This window comes from Xanthobacter sp. YC-JY1 (assembly GCF_021730305.1).
Taxonomy (GTDB): Bacteria; Pseudomonadota; Alphaproteobacteria; order Rhizobiales; family Xanthobacteraceae; genus Xanthobacter; species Xanthobacter flavus.
The window spans coordinates 18,206-40,265 of the sequence record NZ_CP032674.1; the positions used below are offsets into that span (position 1 = coordinate 18,206).

Consider the following 22,060-nt stretch of genomic DNA (forward strand, 5'->3'; position numbering starts at 1 on the left):
ATGAGCCTGCATCTCGCCGGCATCGACGGCTGCCGCGGCGGCTGGGTGGTCGCCCGATGGGACGGCGGCAGCCGGCTCGATCTGATCCGGGTGGCGCGGGTGGAGGCGCTATTCGACGCGCCGGATGCTCCTGCCATCGCCTGCGTGGACATGCCCATCGGCCTGCCGGAAACCGGCGAGATCGGCGGGCGCAGCGCGGAGCGGGCGGTACGCCCGCTGCTCGGCGCGCGGCAATCCTCGGTGTTCGCCGTGCCGGCACGGGCGGCGGTGATGGCCGGCATGGGGCCGGGGGATGAAAAGGCGCGCTTTGCCGCCGCCTGCGCCGCGGCGCTCGCGCATTCGAGCCCGCCGCGCAAGGTCTCCATCCAGTGCTTCAACCTCTTCCCCAAGATCGCCGAGCTGGACGAGCTGCTGCTGCGCCGAGCCGAGCTGCGGGACCGGCTGATCGAGTGCCACCCGGAAGTGTCGTTCCGCATCATGAACGGCGCGCCGCTCGAGCTGGCGAAGAAGGTGAAGAACCGGCCGCACCCGCCCGGCCTCGACCTGCGCATCGGCCTCCTCGCCCGGGCCGGCATGCCGGTCGATCTGCTCCAGGCGAGGACCGCGGCTGCGCTCGGCGCAGGGCTCGACGACCTCGTGGATGCCTGCGCCTGCGCCGTCACCGCGAAAAGAGTGTTCGAGGGCAAGGCCTTGCGCTTCCCCGACCCGCCGGAGCGCGATGCCTTCGGCCTGCCGGTGGCCATCACCGCCTGAGCCGCCTTCGATCTAAGTCGAATTCCGATCGCCCTGCGCGCCTCGCTATGCGCAAGAGATTGTCTCCACGACGGAATTGCCGACATGCCCGAAAACCGCATCCGCCTCTCGTCCTTGCGTGACAGGATCGTCCCGGCCGAGGAGGCCGCGGCGCTGATCGGCGACGGCATGATCGTGGGCATGAGCGGCTTCACCCGCGCCGGCGAGGCGAAGGCCGTGCCGATGGCGCTGGCCGCCCGCGCCAATGCGGCCCATGCGCGCGGCGAGCCGCTGCGCATCACCCTCATCACCGGCGCCTCGCTGGGCAACGACCTCGACAAGCAGATGGCGGAAGCCCACCTGCTCTCCCGCCGCATCCCGTTCCAGTCGGACCCGGCCCTGCGCAAGGCGATCAACGCTGGCGAGGTGATGTTCGTGGACCAGCATCTGTCCGAGACGGTGGAGCACCTGCGCACCAACCAGCTCGGCCCCATCGACGTGGCGGTGATCGAGGCGGTGGGCATCACCGCGTCCGGCGGCATCATTCCCACCACCTCGGTGGGCAATTCGGCCACCTTCGCCATCCTGGCGAAGAAGGTCATCGTCGAGATCAACCTCACCCAGCCGGAGGAGCTGGAAGGGCTGCACGACATCTACATCCCCACCCGCCGCCCGTTCCGCGAGCCGATCCCGGTGGTGACGCCGGAAAGCCGGGTGGGCCTGCCCTTCATTCCCATCGACCCGGAAAAGATCGCCGCCATCGTGGTGACGCGGAAGCTCGATTCCGCCTCGAACGTGCTGCCGCCGGACGCCGAGACCGCCGCCATCGCCGGCCATCTCATGGAGTTCCTGAAGCACGAGGTGAAGATCGGCCGCCTCACCAACCGGCTCCAGCCGCTGCAGGCCGGCATCGGCACCATCGCCAACGCGGTGATGCACGGCTTCATCGAGAGCCCGTTCGGCGACCTCACCATGTATTCCGAGGTGCTGCAGGATTCGACCTTCGACCTGTTCGACGCCGGCAAGTTGAATTTCGCGTCGGGCTCGTCCATCACCCTGTCCAAGGCGAAGTACGACCAGGTGATGCCGCGCATCACCGACTACAAGTCGCGCCTCATCCTGCGGCCGCAGGAGATCTCCAACCATCCCGAGATCATCCGCCGCCTCGGCCTCATCGGCATCAACACGGCGCTGGAATTCGACCTCTACGGCAACGTGAATTCCACCCATGTGGGCGGCACCCACATGATGAACGGCATCGGCGGCTCCGGCGATTTCGCCCGCAATGCCTATCTCTCGGTGTTCGTCACCAAGTCCATCGCCAAGGGTGGGGCGCTCTCCTCCGTGGTGCCCATGGTGAGCCATGTGGACCACACCGAGCACGACGTGGACATCCTCGTCACCGAGGTGGGCCTTGCGGACCTGCGCGAGCTGGCGCCGCGGGAGCGGGCGCGGGTCATCATCGCCAATTGCGTGCATCCGCTCTATCGCGATGCGCTGTCCGACTATTTCGAGCGGGCCACGGCGCGCGGCGGGCACACGCCGCACATCATCGAGGAGGCGCTCGCCTGGCACGTGCGGGCGCGGGAAGAGGGCACCATGCTCCCGGAAAAGACACGGAAGATCGCGTGAGCGCCACGGCGGCGTCACCGTGCCGCCGCCGCGAGGGGAACTAATCCGAAGCGCAGCCGTTCGTACGGTCACGAATCCGTGCTATCTCGCGACCGCGAAATTTTGCGTGCTGCGGAGGAATGGTCCCCATGTTCCCGACGCCGAAGCCGGTCCTGACGCCCAATACCTACGCCTACGAGTCCGAGCCCATGGTGAAGCCGACCGGCTTCCGGGAGTATGACGCCCGCTGGTTGTTCCAGAAGGAAATCAACCTGATGGGCGTGCAGGCCCTGGGCATGGGCCTGGGCACGCTGATGCACGAGATGGGCGTGAAGCCGGAGATCGTCACCGGCCACGACTTCCGCTCCTATTCCTCCTCCATCAAGCTGGCGCTGGTCTCCGGCCTCATGGCGGCGGGCATCAAGGTGCATGACATCGGCCTCGCCATGTCGCCCATGGCCTATTTCGCCCAGTTCGCCCTCGACGTGCCGGCGGTGGCCATGGTCACCGCCTCGCACAACGACAATGGCTGGACCGGCGTGAAGATGGGCGTGAACCGCCCGCTGACCTTCGGCCCGGATGAGATGACCCGGCTGAAGGAAATCGTGCTCGGCGCGAAGTTCGACCTCAAGGGCGGCGGCGCCTACGTGTTCGTCGAGAACTTCCCCGAGGTCTACATCAAGGACCTCACCGACCGGCCGAAGCTGAAGCACCCCATCAAGGCGGTGGTGGCCTGCGGCAACGGCACGGCCGGCGCCTTCGCCCCGAAGATCCTCGAGGCGCTGGGCGTCGAGGTGGTGCCGCTCGATACCGAGCTGGACCACACCTTCCCCAAGTACAATCCGAACCCCGAGGACATGGAGATGCTCCATGCCATGCGGGACGCGGTGCTGGAGCACAAGGCGGACGTGGCGCTCGGCTTCGACGGCGACGGCGACCGCTGCGGCGTGGTGGACAATACCGGCGAGGAGATCTTCGCCGACAAGGTGGGCGTGCTGCTCGCCCGCGACCTCGCCAAGATCTACCCCAACTCCACCTTCGTGGTCGACGTGAAGTCCACCGGCCTGTTCGCCACCGACCCCGAGCTCATCAAGCTCGGCGTGAAGGCGGACTATTGGAAGACCGGCCATTCCTACATGAAGCGCCGGGTGAACGAGACCGGCGCGCTCGTGGGCTTCGAGAAGTCCGGCCACTACTTCTTCAACAAGCCCGTGGGCCGCGGCTATGACGACGGCCTCGTCTCCGCCATCGCCGTGCTCGACATGCTGGACCGCAACCCCGGCAAGAAGCTCAGCGAGCTGCGCGAGGCGCTGCCCAAGACCTGGTCCTCGCCCACCATGTCCCCCCACTGCGCGGACGAAGCCAAGTATGGCGTCGTCGCCAAGGTGGTGGAGCATTACGAGAAGCTGGCTGCTGAAGGCGCCACCGTCACCGGCCAGAAGATCCGTGACCTCGTGACGGTGAACGGCGTGCGCGTCACCTGCGAGGACGGCTCCTGGGGCCTCTTGCGCGCCTCCTCCAACAAGCCCGAGCTTGTGGTGGTGGTGGAAAGCCCGGTCTCCGAAGCCCGCATGCGCGAGATGTTCAAGGAGATCGACGGCGTGCTGCGCCAGCACCCCGGCATCGGCGAATACAACCAGACGATCTGAGGCGGTATCGCGTGCCGTGGATCAGGCGGCCGGAGCCAATGGCTTCGCCCGCTCGATCCGCGCGCGCTCCTCGGGCGAGTTCAGTGTCTGCCACAGATCCGTCCGGCGCTGGACGTTCAGCCAGAAATCCGGGCTGTTGCCGAAGACGCGCGCGAGGATGAGCGCCGTCGCGGCCGTCACGGCGCGGCGATCGTTGCACAACTCGTTCACATGCTTCCGGGGAACACCCATGGCCTCCGCGAGCGCGGCCTGGGTGAGGCCGAGCGGGACCATGAATTCCTCGACGAGGATTTCGCCGACGCCCGCTGGCTTTCGCTTGGTCATCTTTCGCATGTGTCCCCTCAATGCGCCGTCGCGCCCTCCTGCGCGGCGCGGGGGATGATGGCGCCGCGGTGCATGATGACTTCGGCGGCGAGGCGGTGGCCGGCCTGGGCGGCGGCTTCGGGCGTCGCGCCGGCGATGCGGGCGGCGAGATAGCCGGCATTGAAGCTGTCGCCGGCCCCCGTGGTGTCGAGGGGGGAGACGGTGCGCTCCACCGGCACCTCCACGGTGCGCCCCTCGGCATGGACCAGCGCGCCGCCGGCCCCGTTCTTCACCACCACTTCGCTCACCCCGTAGGTGGTGATGCGCTCGATGGTGGCGGCGGGGGAGGCGTCACCCCACAGGGCCGCCTCGTCCTCGAAGGTGGGCAGCGCCATGCTGGAGCGCTTCAGCGCCTCGGCGAACACGGTGCGGGCGCGGGAGAGATCGCCGCCCCAGCCGCGCGGGCGGAAATTGCCGTCGAAGATGCGCCAGGCCGGCGGACCGCTGCGGCTGTCGCCGGCTCCGCCCGCCATTTCCAGCGCGGCGAGGAAGCGGCCGAGCCCCTGGTTGGAATAAAGCGACAGGGTGATGCCGGAATAATAGACCGCGCCCGCCCCCACCAGCGCCGCCGCCACCTCCTGCCAGCCGTCCGCCTCGAACAGGGCGCGGGCGGGGGAGGTGTCGCGCCAGTAATGGAAGCTGCGCTCGCCGGCGTCATCCGTGGTGATGAGATAGAGGCCGGGCACCTTGCCGCTGACGCGCGGGATCAGGTTCATGTCCACGCCTTCCGCCGCGCCGAGGGCGAGGATGTCGCCGGAGAAGGCATCGTCGCCGAGCGCGGTGGCATAGGCCACGTCCACGCCGGCCCGGGCGAGATAGACGGCGGTGTTGAAGGTGTCGCCGCCGAAGGCGAGGCCGAAGCGCCCGTCGGAACCGCGGGCGAGTTCCACCATCACCTCGCCCACACAGACCACTTTCGCCACGGCTGCCTCCGTTCCTGGTGCCCTGCGCCGGGCGCCGGACCCTAGAGCACGCGCCGGGCGGCTTGCAACGCAAGCGGACCGGATAACGCGTTCTCTTGCGCAAAGAGAGGCCGATTCACCGCTCCTGAGCCGGAATGGCTCATTCCACCGGCGGCGGCACCGGGTGGGTCCAGGTGCCGTCGCGCGGCTCGGGGCCGGTGGGGCCGGGCTTTGCGCCGTCCTTGGCGGCGTCGCCCTCCGGCCGCGGCGTCCCGTAGCGCGCCCTGAGATCAGCGGCGCGGCCGCGATTGGCGGCGATGAGGCAAAGCGAGCGCTGCTCGAAATTGCCGATGCCGCGCGGCCCCTCGAACGGCGCGACGCCCTGGCAGTCGAGATTGCGGAACAGGAGGAAGCGCGACTGCGCCTCGTCGAGCTGCGTCTTCCAGCGGGCGCGCTGGGTGCTCTGCAGGTCGGTGCGCGCTTCGATGACGGTGAAGGCGTTGGCCAGCTCCGCCTCCAGCGCCTGCTCGGACGTGCGGGTCACGTCATAAAGGCAGCGATTGTATTGCCCGCCCGACACCTTCTCGCGCGGGCAGGCGACGACGACCTTCCAGCGCTCCGGCGTCGCCGCGTCGCTGCCGGACGCGCGGGGTGGCTGGGGGCGCGCCGGGGACGGGCCCGGTGGCAGGTCCGCATCGGCCGGAACGGGCGGTTCCGGCGCGGGCTCCGGCAGAGCGGGAGCGACCATGGGGGCGGGACCGTCCGGCGGCGGGCGCGTCAGCACCAGCAGCACGGGCGAGAAGGCCAGCAGCACGAGGGCGAGGGCGAGAAGCGCCCGCCGCCCCGGTCGCCGCCGCGCCGCCCCCACGCCTCAGGCCACCTTGCGGTTGGCGGCGAGGAAATCGCCCATGCGGCCGAGCGCTGCGGTGATGTTCTCTCGCGAGGTGGCGTAGGAGAGGCGCAGGTAGCCCTCGCCATGGACGCCGAAATCCGGCCCGCCGATCACCGCCACGCCCGCTTCCTCCAGCAGGGCCGAGGCGAGCTTCTTGGCCGAGGTCCAGCCGGTGCCGGTGATGTTGGGGAAGGCGTAGAAGGCGCCCTTGGGCGTCGCGCAGGTGACGCCGGGCAGCGCGTTCAGCCCCTCCACCACCATGCGGCGGCGGGCGTCGAACTCGGCGGTCATGGCGAACACCGCATCCTGAGGACCTTCGAGCGCGGCGATGCCGGCATACTGTGTCGCGGCGTTGACGCAGGACCAGCAGTTCACCGCCAGCTTGCGCACCTGGTCGTAGAGGCTCTTCGGCCAGATGGAATAGCCGAGGCGCCAGCCGGTCATGGCATAGGTCTTGGACCAGCCGTTGAGCAGGATCAGCCGGTCGCGGATATCGGGATAGGCGAGGAGGGTGCGGTGTTCCTCCCCGTCGAAGAGGAAGCGGTCGTAGATCTCGTCCGACATGAGCGCGACGTGGGGATGGGCGGAAAGGCCCTTCACCAGCTTGTCGATCTCGGCGGCGGGGGTGACGCCGCCCGTGGGGTTGGCGGGCGAATTGATGATGAGGAGCCGCGTGCGCGGCGTGATGAGGGCAAGCGTCTCCTCGGCCGAGAAGGCGAAGCCGTTCTCCTCGCGGATCGGCACCGGGATGGGCGTCGCGCCGGTGTGCTCGATCATGGAGCGATAGATGGGAAAGCCGGGGTCGGGATAGAGGATCTCCGCGCCGGGCTCGCCGAACAGGCGGATGGCCGCATACATGGTGACCTTGCCGCCAGGCACGATCATCACGAGGTTCGGGTCCACCTCGACGCCGTAGCGGCGGTTCAGATCGCCGGCCACCGCCTCGCGCAGCGGCAGGATGCCGACGGAGGGGGTATAGCCGTGCTGGCCGTCGCGCAGCGCCTTCACCGCCGCCTCGACGATGTGGGCGGGCGTCTGGAAGTCGGGCTGACCGATGCCGAGATTGAGGATGGAGCGCCCCTCCGCCTGGAGCGCCGTGGCGCGGGCGAGGACGGCGAAGGCGTTCTCCTCGCCGATGCGGTCGAAGGCGGGATTGGTGGTGAGCATCGCCGGCAGCTCCTTGGGCGCGCGGCGTCTTGTGCGCCGCTTCCAGAGCGCGATCCGAGCAAATTGACCCAATTTGCTCGGTGAATCGCCCTCTGAACGTAGGGAAAGAGGACGCCTTGGATAGCACCGAAGGCCACGGGTGGGGAGTGGGGGAAAACCTGCTGCGACGCGCAAAGCGTGGCCATGGTCAGCATGTTACGAGAAAGCCAAGAGCCGAATCGGGAAACGTGCCCATGTCCCAATCGACCGCCTCCCCCTCGACCGCCCCCCTGCCATTCGAGGAAACCGAGATCGCCATCGTCGGTGCCGGCATTGTCGGCCTGTCGGTCGCCCATGTGCTGACGAGCCTCGGCATCTGTGTGCGCTGCTTCGATGCCGGCGCGGCGGGCGGTGCCCAGTCGGCCGGGGGCTCGCGCATCATGCGCGCGGCCTATAACGATCCGCGCATGCTCTGGCTCGCCCGCAAGGCCAGCACCGGCTGGGCGCGGTGGGAGGAGGAGGCCGGCCGCCCCCTCATCGAGCGCACCGGCTCCTTCCTCATCGTCTCCGAGGCCGAGGCGGAGCTGAAGCGCCTCGCCGGGCTCGACCTCAAGGTCCGCTTCGTCTCTCCCGCCGAGCAGGAAGAGCTTCTGCCGGTGCACCGCCCGTGGTCCCGGCCGGTGATCCTGGAGGAGGAGGCCGGCACCATCCGCGCCCGCGACAGCATCGAATGGCTTGCCGCGACGCTCGGCGATGCGCTGCACGAGCACACGCCGGTGCTGGGCCTCACCCAGCGCGCCGGGCATGTGCTGGTCTCCACCCGCAGTGCCATCTACCGCGCGCGACGCGTGCTGGTGGCGGCGGGGATGCAGACGCCCATGCTCTCCGGCGCCATGGGCGTGCGGGTGCCGCAGGTCTACAGCGTGCACCAGCGGCTGCTCTTCCCCATGACCGGCGATCTCGCGGCGCGGCCCATGGTCTCCTTCCGGGACAAGAGCGACCACCGCCACGGCGTGCTCTACACCTACGGCCTGCCGGCCCTGCATGACGGCCTGTTCGCCGTGGGTCTGGAGCCCAGTGACACCGACCGCAGCGGCGGCGGCCATCCCGACCAGGTGATCGAGCATACGCTGGCGCTGGCGGCCGAGACGCTGCCCGGCCTCGACACCTCGCGCTTCACCATCGAGAGCTGCGTCTCCACCTCGCTGGAGCATCCCGACGACGGCGCGCCGTGGGAATCCGAACGCCTCGAGGTGGTCAGGCGCGGCGCGGTGGACTTCTTCGCCGGCGGCCACCTCTTCAAGTTCGCCCCGGCGCTGGGCGAAATGCTCGCCGGCATGGTGCTGGGCGAGGAGGTGCCCGCTATGCTCCGTCCGGAGTAGGCGGCACCCCCGCCGACCGCCATCGGCAAAGCCGCGCAAAGCGGTGACGAAAAATCCCAGAAAACGCCCCCGAGGAAGCCCCATGCAACTGCCCGAGAATCCGTTCAAGCGCGCGATCCACGCCGGCACCCAGCAGATCGGCCTGTGGTGCGCCGTGCCCTCAAACTATGTCTCGGAGATCCTCGCCGGCGCGGGCTTCGACTGGCTGGTGCTGGACACCGAGCACGCGCCCAACGAGCTGCCCAATGTCTTCAACCAGCTCCAGTCCATGGTGGGCTACGGCACCCAGCCGGTGGTGCGGGTGCCGTGGAACGATGCGGTGACGCTGAAGCGCTTCCTCGACATCGGCACCCAGAGCTTCCTCATCCCCATGGTGCAGGATGCCGAGGAGGCGCGCGCGGCGGTGGCGGCGACGCGCTATCCGCCGGACGGCATCCGCGGCTATGCGGTGGCCTCCCGCGCCACCCGCTTCGGCCGCGTCAGTGATTACTTCACCCGCTATGCCGACGAGATGTGCGTGCTGGTGCAGGTGGAGACCATGGAAGCGCTGGAGAAGGTGGAGGAGATCGCCGCCGTGCCGGGCGTGGACGGCATCTTCATCGGCCCCGGCGACCTCTCCGCCTCCATGGGCCTTCTGCACCAGCCCACCCATCCCCGGGTGGTGGAAGCCATCGAGGACGGGCTGAGGCGCATCACCGCCGCCGGCAATCGCGGCGGCGTGCTGGTTGTGGGCGACGAGGCGCTGGCCCGCCGCTACATGGCGGCCGGCTCGGTGTTCACCGCCGTGGGGGTGGACGCCGCCTTGTTCGCCCGCAGCTCCGAGGCGCTGGCCAAGCAATACAAGGGCTGAGCTTTAATCCCGCAGCATCCGGCGGATGACCTTGCCGGTGGTGGTCAGCGGCAGCTCGTCCACGAACTGGATCTCGCGGGGATACTCGTAGGCCGCGAGGCGCGTGCGCACGAAGTCGCGGATTTCCGCCTCCAGCTCCGGCGTGGGCTCCACGCCGGGCATGGGCACGATGACCGCCTTGACGATCTCCGTGCGCAGCGGGTCCTTCTTGCCCACGGCGGCGGCCATGGCGACGGCGGGGTGCTTCAGAAGCACGTCCTCAATCTCCGCCGGGCCGATGCGATAGCCGGCGGAGGTGATGACGTCGTCGTCGCGGCCGAGGAAGTGGAAATAGCCCTCCTCGTCCCGCGTCGCGAGATCGCCGGTGAGGAGCCAGCCGTTCTTCACCTTGTCGGCGGTGGCCTCGGGGCGGTTCCAATAGCGCAGGAACATCACCGGGTCGGGCGTGTGCACGGCGATCTGGCCCATCTGGCCGGGCGGCAGGATGCGCCCGTCCTCGCCCAGCACCGCCACATCGTGGCCGGGCACCGCCTTGCCGGTGGCGCCCGCCTTGGCGACGCCCAGCGCGGCCGAGGAGCCGATGACATAGTTGCATTCGGTCTGGCCGTAGAATTCGTTCACCGGCACGCCGAGGGCCTCGCGGCCCCATTCGAACGTCTCCGCGCCCAGCGCCTCGCCGGCCGAGCCCACCGTGCGCAGGGCGAAACCGAACTTTTCGCGCGGGTTCTGCACCTGCCGCATCATGCGCAGCGCCGTGGGCGGGATGAAGACGTTGCGCACCTCGGCGCGCTTCATCAAGGCGAAGGCGGCTTCGGGATCGAACTTGCCGCGCGGCTGCGCCACCACCGGCACGCCCAGCGCCAGCGCCGGCAGCACGGTGTTCAGGAGCCCGCCGGCCCAGGCCCAGTCCGAGGGCGTCCACATGCGGTCGCCCGCCTGCCCGATGCCGTCATGGGTGAAGGTGACGCCGCTGACATGGGCGAACAGCACCCGGTGGCCATGCAGCGCGCCCTTGGGCTGGCCGGTGGTGCCGGAGGTGTAGATCATCAGCGCCGGATCGTCCGGGCCGGAAGCGATGGGAAGCGGGCGGTCGGAGGCCGCCTCCACCAGAGCGGAGAAGCCCATGGCGCCATCGCGCGCCCCATCCACATTGACCACGAGGTCCAGCGCTTCGGGCCGCGCGATGAGCTTGGCGAGGCCGGCATCGTCGGTGACGAGGGCGCGGGCGCCGGAATCCAGAAGGCGATAGGCGATGGCATCCACGCCGAACGCACCGGCCAGCGGCACCGCGATGGCGCCCATCTTGTAGACGGCGAGATGGGTGACGAGCACTTCCAGCGACTGGGGAAGGAGAATGGCTACCCGGTCGCCGGGCCCGATGCCCTGCGCGACGAGCGCATGGGCCAACTGGTTCGAGAGCCGCGCCAGCGCGCCGTAGGAAACGTGAGAGAAGCCGTTGCCGTCGGGCAGGAACAGCGCGGGACGGTCCGGATGCTGCGCCGCGATGGCGTCGCAGGCGTGGACCGCCATGTTGTAGCGCTCCGGCACCATCCAGAGGAAGGCGCGGCGTCGGCGCTCATATTCGCTGGATTGTGCGCCTGATCCCGATGCGCCCGTGCTGTGCGCAAGCATCCCGACCCGTGCCTTTCCGCCCCGCCCTTTTGTTGCGGCGCACGCTACAGGCTCGGACGCAGAAGGTCCACCCAGCCGTTAGCCGGGGTACCTCCATCAGGATTCGGGACGGGAGGAGGAAGGCCGGCGCGGCCGGGGGCTCAGCGCCGGACGCCTTCTTCCTGCATCAGGGCCTCGGTGGCGGCGATGGCGCCTTCCAGCTCGGAAATCTTGCGCAGCATGCCGTCGGAGGGGAGGGTAGAGCCCTTGGCTGCGGTGAGGACCAGCTCGCGCTGGGCCGCCTTGAGGCGATCGAGAAGGCTTGCGAGGTCAGCCTCGGCCTGTTGCGCCATGGTCGTGTTCAACTCCGGCATCGCTCCCAGGCCGAACCTGCGGAACGGAAACTGCAAAAACGGAAACGGCGCCGCGCTTGCGCCCGGCACCGCTGGTCGCATTGCTCCTCACCGCCGCCCGGAAGGACCGGCCGGCGGCGAAGGAATCTGCGAGATCAATCGGCGAGCTCGATGCCGCGGGCTTCCGGACCCTTGGGGCCCTGACCCACCTGCACCATCACGCGCTGGCCCTCGGCGAGGTCGCTGAGGCCGGAACGGGAGATGACGGTGACGTGCACGAACACGTCCTTGCCGCCGCCTTCCACCGCGATGAAGCCGAAGCCCTTCTCGGGGTTGTACCACTTCACGGTGCCCACGCGCTCTTCGGTGGGGCCGGTCGCGGCACGGGGGCCGCCACCCGAACGGGGAGCGCCGCCGAAGCCGCCGCCACCACCGCCGCCGAAGCCGCCGGGACGATCGCCGAAGCTGCGGCGGGCCGGAGCGGCTTCCGCAGTCGAGGTGTCGACTTCGAGCACTTCAGTGACCTGACGGCCCTTCTGGCCCTGGCCAACGCGCACCGACAGCTTGGAGCCGGGGGGCACGCTTTCCTGGCCGGCGGCCTCGAGGGCACGGGCGTGCAGGAACACGTCACCCGAACCGTCGGACAGCTCGACGAAGCCGAAACCCTTCTCAGGGTTGAACCACTTCACGGTGGCGTCGATGGGCGGGCCAGACGGGGCGGGGGCGCTGAAGCTGCTGCTGGGCGAGGAAAAGGGGCGGTCCCCTCCGAAGCCGCGGTCACGCGGCGGCGCAAAATCGTCGTCAAAGCCACGGCGGCGCGGCTCTCGGAAGTCTCGGTTACGGCTCATGTGTATTTCCGTTGAGGTCAGTCGCCAATTTTGGCTTAGGGCCATCCACCACTGCCGGACAATGATGCGTTTCTTCGTGCCACACTTTAACTTGCACGCTTCGGGCGTATTAAATTCCGCCTTCGCACAACGCCTGTTCCAGCCACCCGCGTCTCGCCTCGCAGCCTATATGACAGGTCGGAAAACGTACCCACACACTCGGGCGCACGGCCCCGACCAACATGCAGACTAACACATCTCAGCCGCTTTGGTACATGAATGTTGGGCGACGGCGCCGCTTGATTGTTGCGCAGCATTTCGTGGGGGTTCCTCGGCCCGCCGGACCCGTCCGTTCCGCAGGTGACGGCTGCCCGCCGCGGCGACGCGAAGACTTCTAGTTCGATTGTACCTCGTTCTATTTTGCGGCAGTGCATCTATTCATGAACGCCCTGCCGCCTGTGCCGAAGGAGGCCGCCATGGCCGAGGCCGCCGCATCGTCATCCGCCGATCCGCAGACCGCGCCCCCTCCGCACGGACACGGCGCGGCCGTCGCCTACGAGATGCCGCTGGCGGACGTGCCGGTCTCCCCCGCGACGCTGGACCTGCTGGAGACGCGCCGCTCTTTGCCGCTGCGCGCGCTGCTCGAACCCGGCCCGACGCCGCAGGAGCTGGACCGCATGCTCGCCATCGCCGCCCGGGTGCCGGACCATGGCCGGCTGGTGCCGTGGCGCTTCATCGTCATCGAGGGAGAGGCGCGGGAGGTGGCCGGGGCGCGGCTCGATGCGCTCTATGCCGCGCAGAATCCGGGCCTCGCGCCGGACAAGGCGCGCATGTGGCGGGACTATCTGATGCGGGCGCCGGTGACGGTGGTGGTGGTCAGCCGGGCGGACCCGTCCGCCAAGATCCCGGAGCTGAACCAGATTCTCTCCGCCGGGGCGGCCGCGATGAACCTGGTGGTGGCGGCGACGGCGCTGGGCTTCTCGGCGCTGTGGCTGCTGAAATGGCCGGGGCGCGACCCTGCGGCGGCGGCCCTGCTCGGCGTCGGGGTGGGGGAGAAAGTGGCCGGCTTCATCCATATCGGCCGGCCGGCGACGCGCCCGGACGACCGGCCGCGACCGGCACTCGCCGACGTGGTGACGCGCTGGCAGCCGTGAGGCGGCTCAGGTCAGCGACATCTCCACCTGATAGGCGCGGCGGAAATATTTCACCGTGATGTAGAGCGCGGCGATGCTGAACAGCCCCATCAGGGCATACTCGCCGATGTCGCCGAGGTGCATCAGGCCGGCCAGCGCCCAGCCGGCGGCAATGGCGGTGGCGAAAGCCTCGGTGGCGACCAGCGTGGTGGCGCTCACCACGGTGAACAGGCTGCCGCCCCCCGTCTTGCCCACACCCGAACCCGCCATTCCAGTCTCCCGATACCGTTCGGCGCGATCCCGCCAAACCGCGCGGCGGGCGTCGGACGCTGGAGTCTTTCGCCGGCCGCTGCTCTATATGGGGCGGAAACTGCGCTGGGCGCGTCGCCGGGTCAAGTCCGGCCGCCCCGGTCCCTCTCCCGCTTTGCCCCGAGGACCCTCATGCTGGCCGCCGAAGAGTATGAAAGCACCCACGCCGCCCGTGGCATCGTCGCCGCGCCGCATCACCTCGCCGCCACGGCCGGGCAGGAGGTGCTGGCGGAGGGCGGCAACGCCATCGAGGCGATGATCGCGGCGGCGGCGGCCATCGCGGTGGTCTATCCGCACATGAACCATGTGGGCGGCGACGGCTTCTGGCTCATCCGCGAGCCGTCCGGGCGGGTGCGCTACATCGAGGCGTGCGGCTTCGCCGGCAGCCTCGCCACCATCGCCCGCTACCACGACCTCGGCTTCGAGACGATTCCCACCCGTGGCCCGAACGCCGCCGTCACCGTGCCCGGCGCGGTGGGCGGCTGGGGAATGGCGCTCGACGCGGCGCGCGGCCATGGCGGGCGGATGACCCTGCGTCGGCTGCTGGAGCCGGCCATCCGCTACGCCCGCGAGGGTGTGCCGGTGACGCGCTCCCAGACGCGGCTCACCCAGGAGAAGAAGGCGGATCTGGAGAGCGTGCCCGGCTTCGCCGAGGTGTTCCTGCTGGGCGGCGCCGTGCCGGAAGAGGGCTCGCTGCAGCGCCAGCCGCGCCTTGCCGATACGCTGGACCACCTCGCCGCCGCCGGCCTCGCCGATTTCTACCGGGGCGACGTGGGCCGCGAGATGGCATCGGACCTCGAACGCATCGGCAGCCCGGTCACCCGCGCCGATCTCGAGCGCTACACCGCCCGCGAGCGTCCGCCGTTGGAGATGAAGATCGGCGGCGCCCGCCTGTTCAACGCCCCGCCGCCGACGCAGGGCCTCGCCTCCCTCCTCATCCTCGGCCTGTTCGACCAGCTCAAGGTGGCGCGGGCGGAGACGTTCGAGCACATCCATGGCTTGGTGGAGGCCACCAAGCGCGCCTTCCTGGTGCGCCAGCAGGTGGTGTGCGATCCCGAGCACCTGCCCTACGATCCCGCCTCCTTCCTCGAGCCCAAGGCGGTGGCTCAGCGGGCGGCGAAGATCGACATGGGGCGGGCGCTGGCCTGGCCGCACGAGGCGAAGCCCGGCGATACCATCTGGATGGGCGCTGCCGACGCCTCTGGACTGGCGGTGTCCTACATCCAGTCCATCTATTTCGAGTTCGGCTCGGGCTGCGTGCTGCCCTCCACCGGCGTGCTGATGCAGAATCGCGGCGTCAGCTTCGCCCTCGACCGCAAGTCGCTCAACCCGCTGATGCCCGGCCGGCGGCCGTTCCACACCCTCAACCCGGCCCTCGCGGAACTCGCCGACGGGCGCATCCTCGCCTATGGCACCATGGGCGGAGAGGGCCAGCCGCAGACGCAGGCAGCGGTGTTCACCCGCCACGCCATGTTCGACGTGCCGCTGGGCGAGGCCATCGCCCGGCCGCGCTGGCTGCTAGGCCGCACCTGGGGCGACCAGGAGACCAATCTGAAGCTGGAATCGCGCTTTGACGGCAATATCGTAGATCGCCTCCTGTCCGTGGGTCACGAGCTGGTGGTTCTGCCGGAAGCCTATTCCGACACCATGGGCCATGCCGGCGGCGTGGTGATCCACACCAGCGGACAGCTCGAAGGCGCCCACGATCCCCGCGCCGACGGCGGGGCGGCGGGCGTCTGACAGCTTGAGCTTGACGCCCGGCGCGGCGCGCGACGAGCATGCCGCCAACACCAACACGGGAGAGCGGCGCCGATGATCGGACGGGGGATGGTCGGGCGCGGGGCGATCGGGCGGCGTTCGCTCATGAAGGGCCTCTCCGGGCTCGGCCTGACGGCTCTGGCCGCCGGCCGTGCCCGTGCGGCGGGGGAGCAGTCCTACACCGGCGAGCCCCCCACCCACGGGCCGGTCCAGCTCACCTCCGAGCGCGTGCTGGGGCAGAGCGCCATCCCGGTCTACCGCTACCGCGTGGTCAAGGTGCATCCGCACGATACCTCGTCCTATACGGAAGGCTTCGTGCTGGAGGGCGGCAGCATCTATGAGGGCACCGGCCTCTACGGCCGCTCCCGCCTGATCGAGTGGGATCTGGCGAGCGGCCGGGTGCTGCGCGAGCGGGCGCTGGACCCCAACGTCTTCGGTGAGGGCGTGACGGTGATGGGCGAGCGCATCTACCAGCTCACCTATCTGGACAATCACGCCTACGTCTATGACCGCAGGACGTTCGAGCAGATCGGTGCCTTCCGCTATACCGAGCAGGGGTGGGGGATGACCCATGACGGCACCCACCTCATCACCAGCAACGGCTCGTCCTCCATCGTCTTCCGAGATCCCGCAACCTTCGAGCGGGTGCGCACCATCTTCGTCTCCGACGCGGTGGCGCCGCTGGGCTTCCTCAACGAGCTGGAATATGCGGACGGCAAGCTCTACGCCAATGTCTGGCAGAGCCATTTCATCGCCATCATCGATCCCGTGGACGGCAGGATGCTCGGCTGGATCGACCTGTCCGGCCTCAATCCGGATCCGGCGAAGCTCGTCTATCCCTACGTGCTGAACGGCATCGCCTTCGACAAGGCCACCGGCCACCTGCTGGTCACCGGCAAGTGCTGGCCGCATGTGTGGGAGATCGCGCTGGAATTGCGCTGAGGCCGGAAGCCCTTGGGCCGGGGCAGGGTCGTTGGCCTGGTCCTGACATGAGTCCGGCTGCCGTCCGGGGAAGACGACAGCCGGGGAGCTTCGGCTGCGCCGGCGGGCAGGGCCCGCGGCGCCGCACGGGTCACAGCCCGACGCAGATCGCGCCGCTGCTGGGTCTTGACGTCAACTTGACCTCCTTGCTCGGTGCCGCGCTCGCAGCCCGGCCTTCGCGCCCGCAGGTGCTGGCGCGCCGGACCCCGGCGGGGCTTTCTTGATCTTGCTTGGGATGTTGCCGATCGCGGGCTTTGGGGAGCGGACTTTGGGGGAGCATGAGACGTCTCCATGCCGACGCCCCCGCCTGCTCAGCGTTGCCATCATAGCGTGCCGGCAGGCCGCGTACACCCCACCGGGCTGCCCGCGCGAAAACTTGATCCGGGCCGGCGTAGGGTGCGGTCGTCCGCAGGGACAGTCGTGCGCACAAAAAACCCGGCCGAAGCCGGGTGCGTCATCTCCAAAAAAGAACCCGGCCGAAGCCGGGTTCCTGTCGCTCGCCGTGTAAAACTTTGAGGTCTGGACGCTCAGGCAGCCTCGTCGGCTTCCATGTCCTGGTCGAGATCGGCTTCGTCCGCCACCTTGGCGGCGCCGCGGCGCGGGCCCTTGAGCAGGTTCTGCTCGATGAGCTTCACGGCCTCGGTCTCGGTGATGTTCTGCACCGCCGACAGCTCGCGAGCCATGCGGTCGAGGGCGGCTTCGTAGAGCTGGCGCTCGGAATAGGACTGCTCGGGCTGGGCCTCGGAGCGGTAGAGGTCGCGCACCACCTCGGAAATGGCGACGAGGTCGCCGGAATTGATCTTGGCTTCGTATTCCTGCGCGCGGCGGCTCCACATGGTGCGCTTGACGCGGGCGCGACCCTGCAGGGTCTCGAGCGACTTCTCGACGATGTTGGTCTCGGAGAGCTTGCGCATGCCGACGCTGGCGATCTTGGCGAGGGGCACCCGCAGCGTCATCTTGTCTTTTTCAAACGAGATCACGAAGAGTTCGAGCTTGAAACCGGCGACTTCCTGTTCCTCGATGGCCATGATACGGCCAACACCATGGGACGGGTAAACAATGTGCTCGCCCGTCTTGAAGCCGAGACGGGCCTGCGCGTTCTTCTTTGCCGACATGCTCTTGACACTCCTGATCCGGCCCTGGAAAACCGGGGCCGAACCTGTTGATGCGCAAGCCGGCCGGTCCGGTCCCGGTACGGCGCACACCTTCAGCTGCGGATATGGGTCGCGGCCGGAACGCCCGCCACCCCGCTCTGCCAGACGATGCACAGACAGCCAGTCGCCGCGCCGCAGGAAGTCGGCCGGCACAATATTCTCGCCCCTTTGTTCCCGAGAATGCGCCCAGGATATGCGCGAACACATTGCGGGCGCGATGTGGCTGGTGGTGGAAGCAATCGACTGTAAAGTCACGTATATCACATTTTTTGTCGGAATCAAAGCGCGCGTGTCGCCAACCTTACCTTCGGCGGTATGGGGCCGCGACTTGCGCGACGACTATGCCTCCACCGCACGCCGACTTGCGGGACGTTGTACGGCGCCGCTTTGCGCAGCGTCGCACATGGGTCATATAAGCATTTCTTTATATCCTTATTGCCCGCTCCGACCCGCCATGCTATTGGGCAGGCCACGATTGGCGGCCCGCACTGTGCCGCCCTGAGCCGATCTCAAGCGGAGCGATCCATGAGCAACGATTACGTGGTGAAGGACATCAACCTCGCGGACTGGGGCCGCAAGGAACTGGACATCGCCGAGATCGAGATGCCCGGCCTGATGGCCACCCGCGCCGAATACGGTCCCTCGCAGCCGCTCAAGGGCGCCCGCATCGCCGGCTCCCTGCACATGACCATCCAGACCGGCGTGCTCATCGAGACGCTGAAGGCGCTGGGCGCCGACGTGCGCTGGGCCTCGTGCAACATCTACTCCACCCAGGATCACGCCGCCGCCGCCATCGCGGCCGCCGGCACCCCGGTCTTCGCCATCAAGGGCGAGACGCTGGAGGAATACTGGGAGTACACCCACCGCATCTTCGAGTGGGCGGACGGCGGCACCCCCAACATGATCCTCGACGACGGCGGCGACGCGACGCTGCTCGTCCACCTCGGCAAGCGCGCGGAAGAGGGCGACACCGCCTTCCTCGATGGCGCCACCAACGAGGAGGAGGAAGTCCTTTTCGCCGCCATCAAGCGCCGCCTGAAGCACAAGCCCGGCTGGTACTCGCAGCTCGCCAAGAACATCCAGGGCGTGACCGAGGAGACCACCACGGGCGTGCATCGCCTCTACGAGATGCAGAAGAAGGGCACGCTGCTGTGGCCCGCCATCAACGTGAACGACAGCGTCACCAAGTCGAAGTTCGACAACCTGTACGGCTGCCGTGAATCGCTGGTGGACGGCATCCGCCGCGGCACCGACGTGATGATGGCCGGCAAGGTGGCCATGGTCGCGGGCTTCGGCGACGTGGGCAAGGGCTCGGCGGCCTCGCTGCGCAATGCCGGCTGCCGCGTGATGGTGTCCGAGGTCGATCCCATCTGCGCCCTGCAGGCGGCGATGGAAGGCTATGAGGTCGTCACCATGGAAGAGGCGGCGCCCCGCGCCGACATCTTCGTGACCGCCACCGGCAACGTGGACGTCATCACCGTGGAGCACATGCGGGCCATGAAGGACCGCGCCATCGTGTGCAACATCGGCCACTTCGACAGCGAGATCCAGGTCGCCGCGCTGAAGAACTTCAAGTGGCACAATGTGAAGCCGCAGGTGGACGAGGTCGAGTTCGCCGACGGCAAGCGCATCATCCTCCTGTCCGAGGGGCGCCTCGTGAACCTCGGCAACGCCACCGGCCATCCGAGCTTCGTGATGTCGGCGTCCTTCACCAACCAGACGCTGGCGCAGATCGAGCTGTTCACCAAGCCCGGTCACTACGACAAGAAGGTCTACACCCTGCCGAAGGCGCTGGACGAGAAGGTGGCGGCGCTCCACCTCGACAAGATCGGCGTGAAGCTCACCCGCCTCACCGATCAGCAGTCCGCCTATATCGGCGTGGCGCAGCAGGGCCCGTTCAAGCCCGAGCACTACCGCTACTGATCGCGGCGCGCCGCCGTCCCAGTCCCGTGAACGCCGGCCCGAGTGGCCGGCGTTCTGCGTTTTCGGGCCTCGCACAGGGTCCGTGTGGCACCGCATTGTGTTCACCTGCGAACGGGGATAGGTGTTGGGGACCCGCAACGCGCGGGGAAGCCGGTTCCGTGATCGCCATGCGGCGGGGTGTCGGAACGGATCGATCCGGGGCATACCGCGCTCCGGGGCGAAGGCTTCCGGCGTCGAGCGGGGGCGGGTTCGGGCCTCGGGACGATCGGGGCGGAGACCTGCAGCGGGGCATGTGCGGGGGCTGGTTGCGGGGGCTTGGCCTTGGACGGTTACGTGCGACGCTCGCGAGGCGCCTTCCTGCGCGATGCATCCGACTGCGATGCCCATTCTCCCGCCGGCCGGAGCGCCGGTCGCGGTTCGTCACGCTCATCCCTGACGTTCGCGCCCGGCTGAGAGGCAGCCGCCCTTCATGTCCACGAGCTTTTCCCGCGACCGTTCGCGCACCCTGCCGTTCGCTGCGGAGATCGGCGCCCTCGGCGTCGTCTTCGGCGACATCGGCACCAGCCCCCTCTACGCCCTCAAGCAGGGCGTGCTGGCGGTGGGCGGCACCAATTTCATCGGCGCCGACGTGCTCGGCCTGCTATCCCTCATCACCTGGAGCATCATCCTCTCCGTCACGGTGAAATACGTGATGCTGGTGCTGCGGGCGGACAATGACGGCGAAGGCGGCATCCTTGCCCTCGTGACGCTGCTCGATCTCCATCGCAGCGCCATCGGCCTGAGATGGTACCTGCTTGCGGCCGGCCTCCTTGGCGCGGCCATGCTCATCGGCGACGGCGTGCTCACCCCGGCCATCTCCGTGCTCTCGGCCATCGAGGGCCTTCAGGTCATCTCGCCGGAGCTGGAGCACTGGGTGGTGGCGCTCACCTGCCTAGTGCTGCTCGCCATCTTCTTCTCCCAGCGCCTCGGCACCGAGCGCATCGCCTCCTTCTTCGGCCCGGTGATGCTGCTGTGGTTCGGTTCGCTGGCCGCGCTCGGCGTCTACGGCATCCTGCAGGCGCCGCAGGTGATTGCGGGCCTCGATCCGCGCCATGGCATCATGCTGATGGTCCAGCATCCCGGCCTTGCCGGCGTCATCCTCGGTGCCTGCTTCCTGGCGGTGACGGGCGGTGAGGCGCTCTATGCGGACCTCGGCCATTTCGGCCGGCCGGTGATCGCGCGGGCCTGGCTGTTCGTGGCCATGCCGGCGCTGCTGCTCAACTATTTCGGGCAGGGCGCGATCCTGCTGGTGGACCCGAGCGCGGTCCGCAATCCCTTCTACGACCTGTGCCCCGACATGTTCGACGTGCCGCTGCTGTTCCTTGCCACGGCGGCCACGGTGATTGCCTCGCAATCCATCATCACCGGCGTGTTCTCGCTGGCGAAGCAGGCCATCGAGCTGGGCTACCTGCCGCCCATGCGCATCCGCTACACCTCCGAGCACAACGAGCAGCACATCTATGTGGGCCGGTTGAACTGGCTGCTGATGATCGCCTGCATCGCCGTGGTGCTGGGCTTCGAGGCGTCCGAGAAACTCGCCTCGGCCTACGGCATCGCGGTGGCGTTCGCCATGGTGACGACCTCCATCCTGTTCATCGCCCAGGTGAAGCGGGCGTGGGGCTGGCCCTCCTTCGCGGTGTGGGCCATGGCCGCCGGCCTGCTGACGGTGGATTTCGCCTTCGCCTCCGCCAACATGACCAAGATCCATGACGGCGGCTGGCTGCCGCTCTCGATTGCCGCGGTCATCATCTTCGTGATGGTCAGCTGGCGCCGTGGCCTTGAGGCGGTGGTGGCCCAGCAGGTGCGCTTTACCGAGCCTCTGGACAATTTCGTCGCCCGCAAGGACCGGGTGAACGATGTCGAGGCGCCGCGCACTGCCATCTTTCTGTCTCGTGCAGGTGCGATGACGCCTGTGGCCCTTTCCCGAATGGCAGACCTGCTGAAGGTCCGGTTCGAGAAGGCCGTGATCGTCTCGGTCTGGATCGCCGCCCGCCCCAGGGTGTCGGTGGAGGACCGGGTCAAGGTGACCACCCTCAACGAGGGGTTCGTGCGGGTCGATCTGCGCTTCGGCTACATGCAGCAGATCGACGTGCCGTCTGTGCTGGGTCCGGCGCTGAGTGCGCGGGGCATCGATCCGGATGCGGCGATCTACGTGATCGGCCACGAGCGGATCATCCCGCCCGACGAGGTCATCAAGCTGAGGGACGTGGTCGCCCACGTCTTCGCGTTCCTCGCGCGCAATGCCGAGCGTTCGGTCGACCGGTTCGGCCTGCCGCGCGCCCGGACGGTGGAGATCGGCTATCCGGTGAAGCTCTGAGCATCCGCTCCGGCACCGGCGGCCAGTCCGATCCCAGCCTTAGGCAGGGCTTACAGTGTATCACGAACCCCAAGACGGCCTGGCTTCGAACGACGCTCCGCAAAAAAACGCTCCCCATAGGGCAGGGG

At 68.5% G+C, this 22,060-nt stretch carries 19 protein-coding genes; 10 read left to right on the forward strand and 9 right to left on the reverse strand.

Features of this window, described 5'->3' with window-relative positions; all coding sequences use genetic code 11:
- From D7006_RS00110 to D7006_RS00120, 3 genes are all read left to right on the forward strand, one after another.
- The gene (locus D7006_RS00110) at positions 1-753 is read left to right on the forward strand and encodes a DUF429 domain-containing protein (protein WP_237355073.1); all 753 of its coding nucleotides are present in this window, start codon (positions 1-3) and stop codon (positions 751-753) included.
- 84 nt (positions 754-837) lie between these two features.
- On the forward strand, positions 838-2,364 hold the full coding sequence (locus D7006_RS00115) for an acetyl-CoA hydrolase/transferase family protein (protein WP_229646034.1): 1,527 nt from the start codon (positions 838-840) through the stop codon (positions 2,362-2,364).
- Positions 2,365-2,492: 128 nt separating this feature from the next.
- Positions 2,493-3,992, forward strand: coding sequence for a phosphomannomutase/phosphoglucomutase (locus tag D7006_RS00120; RefSeq protein WP_237355074.1), 1,500 nt, complete (start codon positions 2,493-2,495; stop codon positions 3,990-3,992).
- 21 nt (positions 3,993-4,013) lie between these two features.
- Here the strand turns inward: D7006_RS00120 and D7006_RS00125 are convergent, their stop codons facing one another.
- The 4 genes from D7006_RS00125 to D7006_RS00140 form a co-directional block, all read right to left on the reverse strand.
- Positions 4,014-4,316 carry a HigA family addiction module antitoxin gene (locus tag D7006_RS00125; RefSeq protein WP_237355075.1) on the reverse strand — a complete coding sequence of 101 codons (303 nt, stop codon included), beginning with the start codon at positions 4,314-4,316 and terminating at the stop codon, positions 4,014-4,016.
- A 17-nt stretch (positions 4,317-4,333) separates the two neighbouring features.
- Entirely contained in the window at positions 4,334-5,278 is a 945-nt protein-coding gene (locus D7006_RS00130) for a sugar kinase (RefSeq protein ID WP_237355076.1), read from the reverse strand.
- 139 nt (positions 5,279-5,417) lie between these two features.
- Positions 5,418-6,125, reverse strand: a complete 708-nt coding sequence (locus tag D7006_RS00135) for a lysozyme inhibitor LprI family protein (RefSeq protein ID WP_237355077.1) — start codon at positions 6,123-6,125, stop codon at positions 5,418-5,420.
- A gap of 3 nt (positions 6,126-6,128) precedes the next feature.
- On the reverse strand, positions 6,129-7,316 hold the full coding sequence (locus D7006_RS00140) for a pyridoxal phosphate-dependent aminotransferase (protein ID WP_237355079.1): 1,188 nt from the start codon (positions 7,314-7,316) through the stop codon (positions 6,129-6,131).
- 233 nt (positions 7,317-7,549) lie between these two features.
- Between D7006_RS00140 and D7006_RS00145 the strand changes: the two genes are divergently transcribed.
- Together D7006_RS00145 and D7006_RS00150 are read left to right on the forward strand one after the other, a co-directional pair.
- Complete coding sequence (locus D7006_RS00145; protein ID WP_237355081.1) at positions 7,550-8,677, forward strand: FAD-binding oxidoreductase; 1,128 nt, start codon at positions 7,550-7,552, stop codon at positions 8,675-8,677.
- Between the two features lie 82 nt (positions 8,678-8,759).
- Entirely contained in the window at positions 8,760-9,527 is a 768-nt protein-coding gene (locus D7006_RS00150) for an aldolase/citrate lyase family protein (RefSeq protein WP_237355082.1), read from the forward strand.
- Between the two features lie 3 nt (positions 9,528-9,530).
- Here D7006_RS00150 and D7006_RS00155 read toward each other — a convergent pair whose 3' ends face one another.
- From D7006_RS00155 to D7006_RS25330, 3 genes are all read right to left on the reverse strand, one after another.
- Positions 9,531-11,159, reverse strand: coding sequence for an AMP-binding protein (locus D7006_RS00155; protein ID WP_237355084.1), 1,629 nt, complete (start codon positions 11,157-11,159; stop codon positions 9,531-9,533).
- A gap of 140 nt (positions 11,160-11,299) precedes the next feature.
- Positions 11,300-11,491 (reverse strand): hypothetical protein, encoded by a 192-nt coding sequence (locus tag D7006_RS00160; RefSeq protein ID WP_029556187.1) that lies wholly within the window; start codon positions 11,489-11,491, stop codon positions 11,300-11,302.
- 155 nt (positions 11,492-11,646) lie between these two features.
- A complete protein-coding gene (locus D7006_RS25330; protein WP_169123311.1) occupies positions 11,647-12,339 on the reverse strand; it encodes a cold-shock protein in 693 nt (230 codons plus the stop codon).
- Positions 12,340-12,794: 455 nt separating this feature from the next.
- Here D7006_RS25330 and D7006_RS00175 point away from each other — a divergent pair, with 455 nt between their 5' ends.
- Entirely contained in the window at positions 12,795-13,472 is a 678-nt protein-coding gene (locus D7006_RS00175; RefSeq protein ID WP_371745011.1) for a nitroreductase, read from the forward strand.
- A gap of 6 nt (positions 13,473-13,478) precedes the next feature.
- On the opposite strand, the gene D7006_RS00180 is transcribed toward D7006_RS00175, so the two are convergent.
- Positions 13,479-13,721 carry a hypothetical protein gene (locus D7006_RS00180; RefSeq protein ID WP_237355086.1) on the reverse strand — a complete coding sequence of 81 codons (243 nt, stop codon included), beginning with the start codon at positions 13,719-13,721 and terminating at the stop codon, positions 13,479-13,481.
- A gap of 171 nt (positions 13,722-13,892) precedes the next feature.
- On the opposite strand from D7006_RS00180, the gene D7006_RS00185 reads away from it, so the two are divergent.
- Together D7006_RS00185 and D7006_RS00190 are read left to right on the forward strand one after the other, a co-directional pair.
- Positions 13,893-15,500, forward strand: coding sequence for a gamma-glutamyltransferase family protein (locus D7006_RS00185; RefSeq protein ID WP_237355088.1), 1,608 nt, complete (start codon positions 13,893-13,895; stop codon positions 15,498-15,500).
- Positions 15,501-15,623: 123 nt separating this feature from the next.
- Complete coding sequence (locus tag D7006_RS00190; RefSeq protein WP_237355089.1) at positions 15,624-16,460, forward strand: glutaminyl-peptide cyclotransferase; 837 nt, start codon at positions 15,624-15,626, stop codon at positions 16,458-16,460.
- A gap of 566 nt (positions 16,461-17,026) precedes the next feature.
- On the opposite strand, the gene D7006_RS00195 is transcribed toward D7006_RS00190, so the two are convergent.
- Positions 17,027-17,614 carry a CarD family transcriptional regulator gene (locus D7006_RS00195; RefSeq protein ID WP_169123306.1) on the reverse strand — a complete coding sequence of 196 codons (588 nt, stop codon included), beginning with the start codon at positions 17,612-17,614 and terminating at the stop codon, positions 17,027-17,029.
- A gap of 564 nt (positions 17,615-18,178) precedes the next feature.
- Here D7006_RS00195 and ahcY point away from each other — a divergent pair.
- Both ahcY and D7006_RS00205 read left to right on the forward strand, forming a co-directional pair.
- Positions 18,179-19,576, forward strand: a complete 1,398-nt coding sequence (gene ahcY, locus D7006_RS00200) for an adenosylhomocysteinase (protein ID WP_169123305.1) — start codon at positions 18,179-18,181, stop codon at positions 19,574-19,576.
- 469 nt (positions 19,577-20,045) lie between these two features.
- Positions 20,046-21,932: a potassium transporter Kup gene (locus tag D7006_RS00205; RefSeq protein ID WP_210257786.1), complete on the forward strand. Its 1,887-nt coding sequence runs from the start codon at positions 20,046-20,048 to the stop codon at positions 21,930-21,932.
- Positions 21,933-22,060: the final 128 nt, after the last annotated feature.